General features: G+C 70.9%; 16 protein-coding genes. 9 read left to right on the top strand and 7 right to left on the bottom strand.

Annotated elements, in window-relative coordinates; translation table 11 throughout:
• Positions 1-65: 65 nt before the first annotated feature.
• Complete coding sequence (locus tag ACFYXH_RS32990) at positions 66-1,067, bottom strand: LacI family DNA-binding transcriptional regulator (protein ID WP_389570848.1); 1,002 nt, start codon at positions 1,065-1,067, stop codon at positions 66-68.
• Between the two features lie 268 nt (positions 1,068-1,335).
• On the opposite strand from ACFYXH_RS32990, the gene ACFYXH_RS32985 reads away from it, so the two are divergent.
• The 4 genes from ACFYXH_RS32985 to ACFYXH_RS32970 are packed head-to-tail and all read left to right on the top strand — an operon-like array spanning position 1,336 to position 4,377.
• A complete protein-coding gene (locus ACFYXH_RS32985; RefSeq protein ID WP_389570845.1) occupies positions 1,336-2,391 on the top strand; it encodes an NAD-dependent epimerase/dehydratase family protein in 1,056 nt (351 codons plus the stop codon).
• The gene (locus ACFYXH_RS32980) at positions 2,388-3,080 is read left to right on the top strand and encodes a glycosyltransferase family 2 protein (protein ID WP_385311266.1); all 693 of its coding nucleotides are present in this window, start codon (positions 2,388-2,390) and stop codon (positions 3,078-3,080) included. The genes ACFYXH_RS32985 and ACFYXH_RS32980 overlap by 4 nt, the downstream gene beginning before the upstream one ends.
• Positions 3,077-3,715, top strand: a complete 639-nt coding sequence (locus ACFYXH_RS32975; protein WP_389570843.1) for a DUF2064 domain-containing protein — start codon at positions 3,077-3,079, stop codon at positions 3,713-3,715. Before ACFYXH_RS32980 ends, ACFYXH_RS32975 begins: the two co-directional genes overlap by 4 nt.
• Entirely contained in the window at positions 3,712-4,377 is a 666-nt protein-coding gene (locus tag ACFYXH_RS32970; RefSeq protein ID WP_389570840.1) for a methyltransferase domain-containing protein, read from the top strand. The genes ACFYXH_RS32975 and ACFYXH_RS32970 overlap by 4 nt, the downstream gene beginning before the upstream one ends.
• A gap of 355 nt (positions 4,378-4,732) precedes the next feature.
• On the opposite strand, the gene ACFYXH_RS32965 is transcribed toward ACFYXH_RS32970, so the two are convergent.
• Positions 4,733-5,140 carry a hypothetical protein gene (locus ACFYXH_RS32965; protein WP_389570837.1) on the bottom strand — a complete coding sequence of 136 codons (408 nt, stop codon included), beginning with the start codon at positions 5,138-5,140 and terminating at the stop codon, positions 4,733-4,735.
• Positions 5,140-6,309, bottom strand: coding sequence for a molybdopterin-dependent oxidoreductase (locus ACFYXH_RS32960; protein ID WP_389570835.1), 1,170 nt, complete (start codon positions 6,307-6,309; stop codon positions 5,140-5,142). Before ACFYXH_RS32960 ends, ACFYXH_RS32965 begins: the two co-directional genes overlap by 1 nt.
• 113 nt (positions 6,310-6,422) lie before the next feature.
• Between ACFYXH_RS32960 and ACFYXH_RS32955 the strand changes: the two genes are divergently transcribed.
• Entirely contained in the window at positions 6,423-7,814 is a 1,392-nt protein-coding gene (locus ACFYXH_RS32955; protein ID WP_389570832.1) for a glycosyltransferase 87 family protein, read from the top strand.
• Positions 7,815-7,875: 61 nt separating this feature from the next.
• Here the strand turns inward: ACFYXH_RS32955 and ACFYXH_RS32950 are convergent, their stop codons facing one another.
• On the bottom strand, positions 7,876-8,901 hold the full coding sequence (locus ACFYXH_RS32950) for a LamG-like jellyroll fold domain-containing protein (protein WP_389570829.1): 1,026 nt from the start codon (positions 8,899-8,901) through the stop codon (positions 7,876-7,878).
• A gap of 241 nt (positions 8,902-9,142) precedes the next feature.
• On the opposite strand from ACFYXH_RS32950, the gene ACFYXH_RS32945 reads away from it, so the two are divergent.
• Complete coding sequence (locus ACFYXH_RS32945; protein WP_389570827.1) at positions 9,143-11,065, top strand: M64 family metallopeptidase; 1,923 nt, start codon at positions 9,143-9,145, stop codon at positions 11,063-11,065.
• A 67-nt stretch (positions 11,066-11,132) separates the two neighbouring features.
• Here the strand turns inward: ACFYXH_RS32945 and ACFYXH_RS32940 are convergent, their stop codons facing one another.
• Both ACFYXH_RS32940 and ACFYXH_RS32935 read right to left on the bottom strand, forming a co-directional pair.
• The gene (locus ACFYXH_RS32940; protein WP_326653830.1) at positions 11,133-11,369 is read right to left on the bottom strand and encodes a DUF397 domain-containing protein; all 237 of its coding nucleotides are present in this window, start codon (positions 11,367-11,369) and stop codon (positions 11,133-11,135) included.
• On the bottom strand, positions 11,370-12,230 hold the full coding sequence (locus tag ACFYXH_RS32935) for a helix-turn-helix domain-containing protein (RefSeq protein ID WP_389570823.1): 861 nt from the start codon (positions 12,228-12,230) through the stop codon (positions 11,370-11,372).
• Positions 12,231-12,354: 124 nt separating this feature from the next.
• Between ACFYXH_RS32935 and ACFYXH_RS32930 the strand changes: the two genes are divergently transcribed.
• From ACFYXH_RS32930 to ACFYXH_RS32920, 3 genes are all read left to right on the top strand, one after another.
• Positions 12,355-12,843, top strand: a complete 489-nt coding sequence (locus tag ACFYXH_RS32930; protein WP_389570820.1) for an ATP-binding protein — start codon at positions 12,355-12,357, stop codon at positions 12,841-12,843.
• On the top strand, positions 12,840-13,277 hold the full coding sequence (locus tag ACFYXH_RS32925) for a hypothetical protein (protein WP_389570817.1): 438 nt from the start codon (positions 12,840-12,842) through the stop codon (positions 13,275-13,277). The genes ACFYXH_RS32930 and ACFYXH_RS32925 overlap by 4 nt, the downstream gene beginning before the upstream one ends.
• A 64-nt stretch (positions 13,278-13,341) precedes the next feature.
• Positions 13,342-13,635 (top strand): hypothetical protein, encoded by a 294-nt coding sequence (locus ACFYXH_RS32920; RefSeq protein ID WP_326653826.1) that lies wholly within the window; start codon positions 13,342-13,344, stop codon positions 13,633-13,635.
• Positions 13,636-13,766: 131 nt separating this feature from the next.
• Here ACFYXH_RS32920 and ACFYXH_RS32915 read toward each other — a convergent pair.
• Positions 13,767-13,853, bottom strand: an 87-nt coding sequence (locus ACFYXH_RS32915) for an adenosylhomocysteinase (RefSeq protein ID WP_362693304.1), incomplete at its 5' end; no start/stop codon positions are given.

The following is a 13,853-nucleotide window of genomic DNA, read 5'->3' as shown; positions in this document are numbered from 1 at the left end:
CCTCTGATGAGATAGCGCTTACTCGGCCCTGTGCCCGAACAAGGTCCACCCCGCCAGGAGCCGTGTCAAGAGAGTGCGCCGGTTGAACTGCGAACTCGCAGTTCAACAGGGACTGTTGCGGGCTCGACGTCCTCGTCGCCGCCCATGATGCGGCCGAGCGCCTCGCCCGCGATCTGGCCCAGCCGGTCCCGCGGAACCGCTACCGTGGTCAGCGGCGGCGCGGAGAAGCGAGCCATGTCGATCTCGTCGAAGCCGGTCAGCGACATGTCGTCGGGCACCTTGACACCCAGTTCGCAGAAGCGGGCGAGCACGCCGAGCGCGACGAAGTCGTTGTACGCGATCACGGCCGTGGCGCCGCTCTCCAGGGCCGCGGGAGCCGCCGCGTAGCCCTCGTCGGTGGTGGATCCGCAGGGCACCGAGTGCACCTCGAGGCCGAAGGCTTCGGCACCTGAAAGGGCGCGCAGCCGCTCGCCGTTGGCCCAGGCGTGCTCCGGGCCCTCGAGATAGACGACCTTGCGGTGTCCGAGCTGTGCCAGATGCCCGCAGACGGCCATGATCCCTCGGAAGAAGTCCACTGTGATCGAGTGCAGTGCCAGGCCCGCGACCTGGCGGTTGGTGACCAGCATGGGGGTGCCGCGGCCGGCCAGCGCGGCGAGGTCGGCGCGCGGCATCCGGGGCGAGCAGAGCAGCAGCCCGTCCGCGTAACGGATCAGGTCCTCGGTCAGCTCCCGTTCCACGTCCGGGTCTTCGTTGGAGTCCATCACCAGGACGCGGCTGCCGGCGTCCCGGGCCACGACGGAGACGGATTTGATGATGTCGTGGAAGTAGGGGTTCGCGAGATCGGGGACGAGCACACCGATGGTGCCGGAGCGGCCGCGCGCGAGGCCCTGGGCGGCGGCGCTGGGCCGGTAGCCCAGATCGCCGATGGCTGTCCTGACGCGCTCGGCGAGGTCGGGAGCGACGGTGTCCACGCCGTTCAGTACGCGGGAGACGGTCGCGACAGAGGCCCCGGCCTCCCGTGCGACATCGGCGATTGTGACCCTTTTGGCACGCTTCGAGGCAACCATCAGGACGCTCTCCTTAGCCCGCACGGTTGAGAAACCGGTTTCTCGCCTCAGGAAAGTAGCAGAGTACGAGGCCACCCGGACCATGGCAGTCACCCACGACCGGGCGCACCAGGTCGCGACAGCCGTACGGCCGGGCATCCCGGCCTCACCCGTCCGACCGGCGTCCGACCGGCGCCCGACCGTGCCGTAGGGCTGAACTCCTTACGGACCTGTGACGGCACGGCGCGCAACGCCGGTGAGCAGGGCTTCGGCCCGTAGCGTCGCAGCTATGCGTGTACTCGTCACAGGAGGCGCGGGCTTCATCGGCTCGCACATCGTCGCGGCTCTCGCCGCTCTCGGCCATGACCCGGTCGTGCTCGACGCCCTGCTCCCGGCGGCCCATCCGGAACCCCCGCCGATGCCCGACGCCGAATGGATCCACGGAGACGTCCGCGACCGGGCGGTGACGGCGCGCGCGCTGCGCGGCGTGGACGCGGTCTGCCACCAGGCGGCCATGGTCGGCCTCGGCAAGGACTTCGCGGACGCACCGGAGTACGTGGCCTGCAACGATCTCGGGACGGCCGTCCTGCTGACGGCCATGGCCGAGGCCGATGTCACGGAACTCGTGCTGGCGGGCTCCATGGTGGTCTACGGCGAGGGCCGCTACGACTGCCCGCGCCACGGGCAGGTGCGGCCGGGACCGCGCGCGGGCGGCGATCTCGCGGCCGGGCGCTTCGAGCCCCGCTGCCCCGACTGTGGCGCGGAGCTGACGTCCGGTCTGGTCGGCGAGGACGCTCCGACGGACCCGCGCAATGTGTACGCGACGACAAAGCTGGCCCAGGAGCATCTGGCCGCGGCGTGGGCCCGGGGCACGGGCGGGCGGGCCGTGGCGCTGCGCTACCACAATGTGTACGGGCCGGGGATGCCACGCGACACGCCGTACGCGGGGGTGGCCTCGTTCTTCCGGTCCGCGCTGGAGCGGGGTGAGGCGCCGCGGGTCTTCGAGGACGGCCACCAGCGGCGGGACTTCGTCCATGTACGGGACGTGGCGGACGCGAACGCGCTCGCACTGGAGGCGGTACACGGCCGCGAGGCGGGAGTGCTGACCGCGTACAACACGGGCAGCGGGACGCCGCACACGGTCGGTGAGATGGCGGGCGCGCTGGCCGCGGCGCACGGCGGTCCTGCGCCCGTGGTCACCGGGGAGTTCCGGCTGGGCGACGTACGGCACATCACCGCGGACTCGCGACGGATCAGGGCCGAGCTCGGCTGGAAGGCGCGGGTCGGCTTCGCGGAAGGGATGGCGGAGTTCGCCGCGAGCGGGCTGCGGGGTGGCGTGTCATGACGGGCGGCGGCGTGGATGTCGTACTTCCGTGTCTGAACGAGGCCGAGGCGCTGCCGTGGGTGCTTGAGCGGATCCCGGACGGATGGCGGGCGATCGTGGTGGACAACGGCTCGACGGACGACTCGGACCGGATCGCCCGCGGGCTGGGCGCGAAGGTGGTGTACGAAGGGCGGCGCGGCTTCGGGGCCGCGTGCCATGCGGGGCTACTGGCGGCGGAGGCGGAGTATGTCTGCTTCTGCGACTGTGACGCCTCACTGGATCCGGGGCTGCTGACCGGTTTTGTACGCCAAGTGGCGGACGGCGAGAGCGACTTGGTACTGGGCCGACGGCGGCCGCAGACCCGCGGGGCATGGCCGCCGCATGCGCGGGCCGGGAATCTGGCGCTGTCGCGGATGCTGCGCCGGCGCACCGGGCTGCGACTGCGCGATCTGGGCCCACTGCGGGCCGCACGCCGCGAGGATCTGCTCGCCCTGGCCCTGACCGACCGGCGCAGCGGCTACCCGCTCCAGATGGTGGTCCGCGCGGCGGACGCGGGCTGGCGGGTGACGGAGGTGGATGTCCCGTATCTGCCGAGATCGGGAAAGTCGAAGGTGACGGGGACGTGGCGGGGCACCTGGCAGGCGGTACGGGACATGCGTGCGGTGCTCGCGGAGCCGTCGGCGCGCGGGGTCGGGGGTGGTGTGCGATGAGTTCCTCATCCGCGGGCACGCTGCTCGTCATCGCCAAGGCCCCCGTACCCGGCCGGGTGAAGACCCGGCTCACCCCCGCGTACTCCCCCGCCGAAGCCGCCTGTCTCGCCGAGGCCGCTCTCCTCGACACCCTCGACGTCGTGCTCGCCACGCCCGCACGCCGACGGGTCCTTGTACTCGACGGTGTACCCGGCGACTGGCTGCCGGCCGGCATCGAGGTCGTACCGCAGTGCGCGGGCGGGCTCGACTCCCGGCTCGCCCATGCCTTCGGGCTCTGCGACGGACCCAGCCTGCTGATCGGAATGGACACCCCACAAGTGACAGTTGAACTCCTCACCCTCGGACTGGAGTTGGGCGACGGAGAGGCATCCTTCGGTCCGGCCGACGACGGCGGGTTCTGGGCGCTCGGGCTGGCCGAGCCGGATCCCGCGCTGCTGCTCGGGGTGCCGATGTCCGCGTCCAGGACCGGTGCCGTACAGCGAGAGCGGCTCACCGATGCCGGGCTGACGGTGAGTGATCTGCCGCTGCTGCGGGACGTCGACACGGCGGAAGACGCCCGGCTGGTCGCGGCCGAGACCCCGCACACCCGGTTCGCCGCGACCCTCGCCGCGCTCGCCGGGTCCGGGGCGCGATGACCGCGCCCGCCTGGCAGGCCGATCCGTACACCGACGCTCTGCGCACCGGCCGCGGCCCGCTCTTTCTGCGCCGCCCCGACGGCTGGCTGCTGCCGCTGGAGGTGGAACGCTGGTGCGCCGCGCCGGACGCCGCCGATCTGACCGTGCTGGAGCGCTGCCGAGGCGCGGTGCTCGACATCGGCTGCGGCCCGGGCCGTCTCGTCGCGGCGCTCGCCGAGCTGGGGCGGCCGACGCTGGGCATCGATGTGAGCCCAGAGGCGGTTGCCCGCACGGTACGGACGGGCGGCAGCGCGCTGCATCGCTCCGTCTTCGATCCGCTTCCCCGCGAAGGGAGTTGGGGTACGGCGCTGCTCATCGACGGCAATATCGGCATAGGCGGTGACCCCCGCGCCCTGCTGGCCCGCGTGTCCCGCCTCGTCGCCGAGGACGGTGTGCTGCTCGTGGAGACCAACCCGCTCGATGTGGACGAACGCGTCCAGGTCCGCGTCTTCGACGGCGGCAGCGCACAGGGCTCGGCGTTCCCGTGGGCCCGCCTCGGCACTCCCGCGCTGCTCCGGTATGCGCGGGAGGCCGGCTGGGCGGTGCCGGAGTCGGGGGTCGACCGCTGGACGGCCGCCGGGCGTACCTTCGTCGCGCTGCGCCCCGCCCAGGGCGTGTTTTAGAAGTCCCGCCCGCCCTGCGGGCGAACGGCGCTACTTCCGGAACACGCCCTGGCCTGCGGCGGCCGGACCCGGATCGGCTGGACCGGCGGCCGGGCCCGGATCGGCTGGACCGGCTGCCATACCCGGGCCGGGCCGGCGTCGGCTGGACCCAGGTCTGCTGGACAGTCGGCCAAACCCGGGCCGGCCGCTCGGCCGTGGCGTGGTGCAGCCGCGCGGCGGACCGATACCGGTCGGCTGCTGCCTGCTCGACGTGGCCTGCCACCGCACGACTCGGCGCTGCTGCTGCCACCTGGCGGTCTGCCCTGCCCAGGCACACACCCATGTCCCGTGGGCCGGCGACCAGTTCGCCGCGGATTCAGCCACGTGGCGCGCGGCGGCAGGCCGTCCATCGGCGCAGCACCCGCATCCCCACCAGCAGTACGCCCGTGAGCACTGCCACCGCCGCCAGTGCGATCAGCCAGTTGCGCAGATAGTCCAGCGGCAGCACGGAGGCGTTCTTCGGCGCCCCCGGCCTCAGCAGTACCGGCAGCGCGATCACCGTCAGGCAGCCGGCCACCACCAGTGCGCCGCGGACCGTGCCGCGGGCAGGGACGGCCGCCAGCAGCAGGCCGGTGCCGAGCACCAGCGGCGCAACGACCCCGTCGTGCAGGACGATCGCGCCCGCCAGCCAGAGCGCCACGTCCTTCAGCTGCCCGCCCGTCACCAGAAGTGACGCGCCGACGGCCATCAGCGCGAGGCCCACCCCGCCCGTCACGATCCGCATCACATGACCTCCATCCTGGTGACCCACTTCGTCTGCAGTACGCCCGGGCGGTTCGGGGCGATGATGCGCGCCGGGTAGCCGTGGTCGGGGGAGAGCACCTGGCCATTGAGGCGCAGGGCGAGCAGGGTGAGCGGATCACGGGTGTAGCCGCTGCCCATCTCCATCACGCGGTACGCGCCACGCCGCTCCAGCGACACCACCCGTACCGCCGCGTCGGGCCGCGCTCCGGCCCGTTCCAGCAGGTCACGGACGCGTACGCCGGTCCACTCGGCGGACTTGCTCCAGCCCTCCACACAAGCGATGGGGAGGGTCACGGTGTACTGGGGCAGTGCGGCGAGTTCGTCGAGAGTGAGTTCGTACGAGTGTCTGCCGAGCACCGTGAGCCGCCAGTCCGAGGCGGACAGCCGCGTCACCCCGGCTGCGGCCGCCGTCCGGTTGACCGCCAGGCCCTGCGGGCCGTGGTCCGGGTGTCGTGGTGCGAGCAGGTCGAAGCGCTTCAGCGGGGTGAGGGACTGGCCGACGGTCGTCAACGTGACCGCGCCGACCGCCGCCGCGACGCCGGTCAGCAGGGAACGGCGGTCCGGTCCGTCCGCCTCCGGGAGTTCGAGTGTCCCGGGCGAGCGTATGCTCCAATGCGCCCTGATCTCCGGGTACTTGACCGCGACATGCAGGACGACCGCACCGAGGAGCAGCCAGGCGACGGCGAAGTGCACGGGTACGAAGGAGAACGGCCACGGGTACCACTGCACGGTGTTGAGCAGCCCGGCGAAGAGCTGGAAGACAGCGGCCGCGACCAGCACCGCGACGGACAGCCGCTCCAGCGCATGCCGCACCGACCTCAGCGGCGGCCATACGAACAGCCGCGGATAGACGGTCCACAGCTTGGCGAACAGCAGCGGGATCGCCGCGATCCCGCTCGCCACATGCAGGCCCTGGGTCACTCGATAGCCCCACGACGGACGGCTCGGCAGCACGTCCACGAGCCAGTCCGGCGGGTGCTGCAGATAGTGGCTGATCACCCCGGTCACAAAGCACACGACGATCGCCCCGCCCAGCCAGCGGCCGATCGAGGTGGCCGTGCGGGCGTCGTGCAGCCTGCCCGAGAAGGCCGGGAGGACCGGTGCGGGGATCCGGGGCGGTCGAGGCGTTCGGGGTGGTCGGAGCTTCATGTCTCCATAAGACCTCCGCGACGGGCCGCGCGGACGGGTCCAACACCTTACGGAATGCGGACGTCAGGGGGCGGCGCGCGGTCCGGGTCGGTCCCGGCTGCGACGCTGAGCCTGTGATCAACCCGCGTACTCTCGCCGCCGGCACCCTGCTCGCGGCCCTGACGGCCGTTCTCGCCCTGACCATCCGCAAGGACGGCTATATCGACGATCCTGCCGCTCTCTCCTGGTGGTACGCAGCCTGCTGGGTGCTGTTCGCCGCGGCGCTCTTCGCGGTTCGCAAGACTCCGGTGCGCCATGCCGTGGTCCTCGTCGTCGCGGGCGGTATCGCGGTGACCGCGACCGGGCTTCTCGCTCCCCCGCGCACCAGCACCGACTCGTACCGCTACGCCTGGGACGGCAGGGTGCAGGCGGCCGGGATCTCGCCGTACGACCACGCACCCGCCGATCCCGCGCTCGCCGGGCTCCGCGACGACTGGCTCTTCCCGACCGGGACGGCGTGCGCGCTGCCCGAGCGGGTGCGGATCTCCGGTCCCGCGGGCGAGATCCACTGCACCCGGCTCAACCGGCCGCAGGTGCACACCATCTACCCGCCGGTGGCGGAAGGGTACTTCCTGCTCGTCCACGCGCTGTCGCCGGACGGTGTACGGCACAAGGGGCTGCAGACGGGCGGCGCTCTGCTGGCGCTGGGCACCACCGCGGCGCTGCTGCTGGTCCTGCGGCGGCGCGGCGATCCACGGCATGCGGCGTACTGGGCGTGGTGCCCGATCGTGCCGATCGAGGCGGTGAACAACGCGCATGCCGATGTGCTCGGCGTGCTCCTGACGGTGGTGGCATTGGGTGTCGTGGTCCGGCGGCGCATCCTCGGCGGGGCGCTGCTCGGCGCGGCGATCGTGACCAAGCTGCTGCCTGCCGTGGTGCTGCCGGGCGCGCTGTCCGGCGTTCGGCGGGTGCGGGACGCGGCGGCGGTGCTGTTGCCGGCCGCCGCGGTGGTGGCGCTGAGCTATCTGCCGTACGTCCTCGTCTCCGACGGCTCGGTCTTCGGTTTCCTCGGCGGCTATGTGGAGGAGGAGGGGTACGACGACCCCTCCGCCCGCAACCGCTATGCCCTGCTGCGTCTTGTGCTGCCGGACGACTGGGCGCCTGCCGCGGTGATCGTCGTGATGCTGGTGGTCGTCGTGCAGGTGCTGCGGCGTGGCGATTCCGAACGCCCCTGGAGCGGCGCCTTGTTGGTCACCGGCACCGCCTTTCTGCTGCTGACTCCGGGCTACTCCTGGTACGCGCTGCTGCTGGTGGCGCTGGTCGCCCTCGACGGCCGGTGGGAGTGGCTGGGTGTCGCCGTGGCGGGCGCGGCGAAGTACGTCACCGTGCACATGGACGCCGAGCCGGAGGCGGTGGGCACCACGGCGTACGCGGTCGCAGCCGGCGCGGTGCTCGCCGGCTGCGTACTGCGTCGTCGTTACGGCCGGCAGGTCGGAACGCGTGCCGCCCAGGCGGTCCGGTCGTAGCGGATCACGGCCGGGCCGAGCGGCGCGACCAGGAGCCTCGGGACTGCGTACGGTGCGCCCCCTACGTGGTCCGCCGGTACTGGGCCCGGATCTCGCCCGGGGTGAGGGCCCGGTCGAGGAACATCAGGTCGTCCATCCGGCAGTTGCAGGGGTTGGCCTCCTTGTTGTTCTGCGGATAGCTGCCGCCGATCTTGATGCCGCGCGGGTCGGTCGGCGAGGCCACGTCGGGTTCCGGCGGTCCTTCGACGGCCCACGGATCGCCGGTGAGGGTGTAGAAGCCGGGCACCGGGCGGCCGTTGCGGTAGAGGGCCATGGTGCCGTTGTCGTAGTCGAAGGTCGCCGCGAGGAACACCCATGTGTCCTGGGGCAGCAGCGTCCTCCAGTCGGCGTCGGCGGCGAAGGTCTGCGAACTGGCGCCGTCGACGCGCCGACCGAGGGCCACGACCTTCATCTCGCCGTTGACCGTCATGAGTTCGAGGAGGGCCCGTACGTCATGGCCTTGCGAGGTGCCGTTGAGGATGCCTGCCAGTCCGATCGCGCCGTATCGGTCGTCCGGGTTGTCGGAGCCGGAGTTGGGGCTGGGGTTCTCGCCGGTCATCTTGAACCAACCCATGACGGTCGTCTCGCGGACGCCGTTGAAGGCGTGCAGGGTGGGCACACCGGTCGGGCCGTAGACGCCGGCCTTCCAGTCGTCGTTGCCCTTGGTGGTGGGTGAGACCTGCTGGGTCTGCAGAACACGACCGCGGTCACGATCCCGCACCCGCATCCGTGAACCGCCGTTGACCAACTGGATATCGGTGCCGGACCGGCCCCGGTCACGCTCCCGGTCACGCTCCCGGGCACGGTTGCCGTGCACCGGGTGCCCGAAGTCGTAGTACGCGATCAGGTTCCGCTTGAGGCTGGGCAGTACATGACCGGATGTGTCGGTCGCGCCTGCGCTTCCCGCGGGTGCGAGCGTCAAGGGCAGCAAGGCCACTGCGAGCGCTGCCGCGAGGAGCCCTCTTCTACCGTGACCGGGCACCTTCAGCGGCTTGCGCGGCCTTGGACCGCGCTTGTCCTCGATCGCCGGACGGGCTGGATTTCGCATCGGCCACCTTCCGGATCTTGTCTCTGACCGGCCTCTTCCTGGCTTGGGCATCCCGCTTACCTCGTCGGCTCGGACTGCATAGAAAGCGCTTCCACCCAGCGCCTGCGCCAAGTTAACAGGACAGCGTCCCGGACAACAGCGGCGCCGAGCTGCTGCGGATCGCACTGCGCCGTCACTGCGGCCGCATGGCCAACTCTGCTGCCTTTACCGCTCGTTGGGCAGAGTCGTACGCTCCGGCCCCATGACCTCACCCGGTATACGCCCCCGAAGAGCGGCCACCCTGCTCACCACCGTGGGGACCCTTGTCGCCGCCTGCCTCCTGGGCACGGCAACCCCGTCCGGCGCGGCCGAGGAGCCGGTGACCGCCCAGGCCACCGTCGTCCCCGTGCAGACCACAGGCCCCGCCGACAAGCGCTTCAACATCATCGTTCTCGGCGACGGCTACACCGCCGACGAGATGCCGGCGTTCCGCGCCGATGTCGAGAAGCACCTCAATGTGCTCTGGTCCACCGAGCCGTTCGCCTCGTACCGCTCCTACGTCAATGTGTGGGCGGTGGAGGTGCCCTCCGCCGAGTCGGGTGTGGACTGCGACCCGGGTCTGAACTCACCGCGCCGCGACACGGCCCTGAACATGGGCTTCTGGGGCGGCTGCGACGCCGACAGTGTGCAGCGGCTGCTCACCGTCGACAGCGGTTCGGCGACGGCGCTCGCCGACCTGGTCCCCGGCTCCGCGAACGCGAACCGGCAGATCGTGGCCCTCGCCAACAGCGACACCTACGGCGGCGCCGGCGGCACCTATGCCACGGCCTCCGGCGGCAACGCGCTCTCCTCGCTGATCACCCCGCACGAGATCGGCCACTCGCTGGGCAAGCTCCAGGACGAGTACGACTACTACGCGCGCGGTGTCCCCGGCGGTGCGTACAGCGGCGGCGAGCCCTCCTCCGTCCACCACACCCTGCTCACGGAGGAGCAGATGAAGCAGCAGCGCGCCAAGTGGTGGCGCTGGCTGGGCGAGAGGAGCGAGTCGGGCGGAGTCATCGGACGGTTCGAGGGCGGGATGTACAGCACCAAGGGCGTCTGGCGGCCCAGCAAGCACTCGATCATGAAGACCCTCGGCTACCCCTTCGACCAGGTCGAGCGCGAGGTGATGGTGCAGAAGATCTCCGCCAAGGTGAACCTTGTCCAGGGACACACACCGAACACCGCCGCGATCGGCGACGACCGGACGGTGTGGGTGGACACGCTGCATCCGGTCGGCGGTGAACTCGATGTCGTATGGCGGCTCGACGGCCGTCCGCTGCACTCCACCGGCGACGCCCGCACGCTCGATCTACGGCGGCTCCACCCGGCCCGCGGCACGCACACACTGACGGCCACGGTCACCGACCCCACTCCGTTCGTGCGCGACCCGGCGATCCGCGCGTCCGCGGCGCTGACCCGCACCGTCGCCTGGACCGTTGACACGGCCGTCACCACCCCGCGCGAGCCTGTCGGGGCCGCCTTCACCGGTCACACCGACACCACGGCCCCGGTGGGCTCGGAGTCGGTCGTGTACGCCGACACCACACATCCCGTCGACCGGACTCCGACGGTCCGCTGGACGCTCGACGGCCGCCCACTGGCCGACCCGGGCAACGACCGCGATCTCGACCTGGGCGCGCTGCGGCTGCGACCCGGCACACACCGGCTCACGGCCCGTATCGCCGGTACGCCGTCCACACTGACCTGGACGGTGGACGCGGTCCCGGCGACGGCGGCGTACGCGCTCTCGAAGCCCCTGCGTACGGTGCACCGGCCCGGCAGGCCGGTGGAGTACGTCTACGACGGACCCTTCACGATGAAGCTGACGGCCCGCGACGACCGGGCCGGCTCCGTGGTGACGCAGTTCAGGGTCGACGGTGACGGCTGGCAGACGTACTACGGCTGGCCGACGGACGCCGACGCGCCCTTCCGCTTCACCCCGAGCGGCACTGCCATCGACGATCTGGTCTACGGCAAGCTCGGAAGGACGCGCGCGGTGCCGTGGGACGAGGCCACTCCCGACTACGGAACGCACACGATCGAGTACCGGACGCTCGACTCGGCCGGGAATGTCTCGGCGCCGAAGTCGTTCCTCACGACGCTGCTCCCGCCGGGAGCGGCGAAGGGGGCCACGGCGGGCTGACCAGGCCTTGCGGGCGACGCCCGCATGTCGCTCCACGTGTCTCGGCCGGTGAGCGGCGGCCGAGGAATCAGGTGAGAAGAAAGTCCGCCTTCCCCGACTTGGCCCCCTGAATGAACGCGGCGATCTCGCCGGAGGTGTAGATCAGCGCGGGGCCGTCGGGGTCGGCGGACTGACGCACCGCGACCCTGCCGTCGGCGAGCTTCATGGTCTCGAAGCAGTTGCCGCCGTTGCCGCCGCTCCACGGCTTGTGCCAGCCCTCGGCACCCAGCTCGGCCGCGGGCATGCCGTTGTATATGCGATCCATTCACAGCTCCTCGCGGAGATCCCTGAGGATCTCCTTCGTACGTTGTGCAGTCGCGGCCTGCGCAGCCATGCGGTCCAGGACCTCAAGATGCGATGCGACCTCGGGGCGCGCGTCCAGATAGACGGCGCCGGTCAGATACTCGCTGTAGACCATGTCCGGGAGCTCGGGGACGGCGAAACGGAAGAGGACGAACGGCCCATAGGTGCCGGGGTGGTGTCCGGTCGCGAACTCCGCTATCTGCAGAGTGACATGGGGCAGTTCGGCGCCTTCGAGCAGCCGGTCGATCTGCGCCCGCATGACGCCGGGACCGCCGACGGGCCGGCGGAACACCGTCTCGTCCATGATTACCCAGAGCCTGGGTGCGCCGGGTCTGGTGAGCAGGGACTGGCGTTCCATCCGCAGCGCCACATGGCGGTCGATGTCCGCCGGATCGGTCCGCCCGACGGCTCCGCCGCGCATGATCGCCCGGGCGTAGTCCTCCGTCTGCAGCAGGCCGGGCACAAAGTGCGGTTCGTACGCGCGGATGAGGCCGGCCGCGCCCTCCAAGCTGACGTACATGCTGAACCAGCCCGGCAGTACGTCATGGAAGCGCTGCCACCAGCCCGGCTTATTGGCCTCTTCGGCCAGCTCGATAAACCCGCGCGCCTCGTCGTCCGTGATCCCGTATGCGTTCAACAGAAGCTGGACATAAGGGATTTTGAGCGCGACCTCGGCCGTCTCCATCCTGCGGATCGTGCCCGCGGCGACACGCAGCACCTTGGCGGCCTCTTCACGCCTGAGACCGGCCCGCTCCCGCAGATCCTGCAAGCGCTTACCGAGAACGACCTGACCCACGGTTGGGGCGGACCGCGGTTCGCTCACTCCCAGACCTCCCCCTGTGCTGTTGCGAGCAGTGTGCCACGCCCCCACAGTGATGAATATGCCCACTCTGCAATTTTCAGAGTGGGTCTTGCCAATGTGCGTCCTGCAGGGAGAGAGTGGCCGTGTGAACCGTGACGCGCTCACTCCATGGCACCTGGACCCGTGCCTGGGGGCTCCTCATCACCGGTACGGCTTCGAGCTACCGGCGCGCGTCGAATTTGTCGCCAGTGCCAGAAAGCTCGCCCGCCAGCGGCTGCACCACTGGGGCATAGGCGGCGATATCCACGACACGGCGATGCTGGTCATCTCCGAACTGGTCACCAACGCGGTCGTGCACACCGCCGGTCATCTGGTCGCCTGCGAACTGCTCAACGGCATTGAGCGCTTGCGCATCTCCGTGCACGACCAGGGTTCCGCACCCACCGGCCCGCACGTGTGCCGCGCCATCGACGAGGAACGCGGACGCGGGCTGCTGCTGGTCGAGTCCCTGAGCAGCGCCTGGGGTTCGCACGAGTCGCACCTCGGCCCGGGCCGCATGGTGTGGGCGGAACTGCCGCACGAGGACGAACTGCCGTACGGAACGGAAGTGCCGTACTGGTCGGAGAGTCCATGATGAAGAACCTGGCCACGCTGAAGAACCTGGCCACCGCCCTCTCGCGGGGCCGCCGCCGTGCCGGCGAGCGCCGGATGACCAGGCTGATTCTGCCGCCCGCGCTGCCGGCCACGCTGGGCTGCGACGCCGTGGGCGTGCCCGCCCGGTACGGATTCCGGCTCCTTGGGCGTCTGCCGCGGAACGGCTGTGTATTCGCGGACAATGACTGGTGGTGGTGGATCGTGCCCGCCGGCTCGGACCTCGAGCTGACCTGGCCGCTGCCCTCGCACTACGCCCGCGGTGCATATGTACCGGCGACGAAACCGCGACTGATCCGCCGGCCCGACGGCACCAGCCCCTACACCCCGCCGATCCCCCTCTATCTGATGGCCTGCCAGCTCACCGGCATCGCGCCGCTGTGGACGGCCGAGGTCGGCAGTGCACGCGGTGCGTGACCAGAGCGGATCACAAGTCGGCCCGGTGCGGCCCACGCGGAGACTCGACGGCTAGTCTTCGGGCATGTCAGAAGCCAATTCGAGCCCGGAGCGGCAGGGGCTCACACCACGTCAGGCACGCCGTATACGGATAGCTCTCTCTGCGGTCATCATGATCGCCGTGGGCGCCACCCTGGTGCTGCGGCTCGGCAGCACGCACTCGGTGCTGACCATGGGCTTCTACGGCATCGCGCTGATCCTCTCGGGCAGCGCGCTCGTGCTCAGCCGACAGGGGCGTACGCGAGTGGCCACGGCGGTGCTGGGGGTCGGCGTCGCAGTGGCAGTGGCCTCGGAGTGGGCCGTCGCGTCGATGCGCTGACGGCCAGTGCTGACGGCCAGTGAGGGCATGGGCGGGGCGCGGGAAAAGCGGGAAAGCGGGGAAAGGTCAGGCCCCCACCCGGGGGATAGGCGGGGGCCTGGTCTTCGGGGTGGATCAGCCTCCGTAGCCGATCAGTAGCGGTAGTGGTCCGGCTTGTACGGGCCCTCGACCTCGACGCCGATGTAGGCGGCCTGCTCGGGGCGGAGCGTGGTCAGCTT

The organism is Streptomyces sp. NPDC002730 (genome assembly GCF_042888805.1).
Taxonomy (GTDB): Bacteria; Actinomycetota; Actinomycetes; order Streptomycetales; family Streptomycetaceae; genus Streptomyces.
The sequence above is the reverse complement of the archived record's forward strand: the minus strand, read 5'-3'. Positions and strand labels throughout refer to the sequence as shown.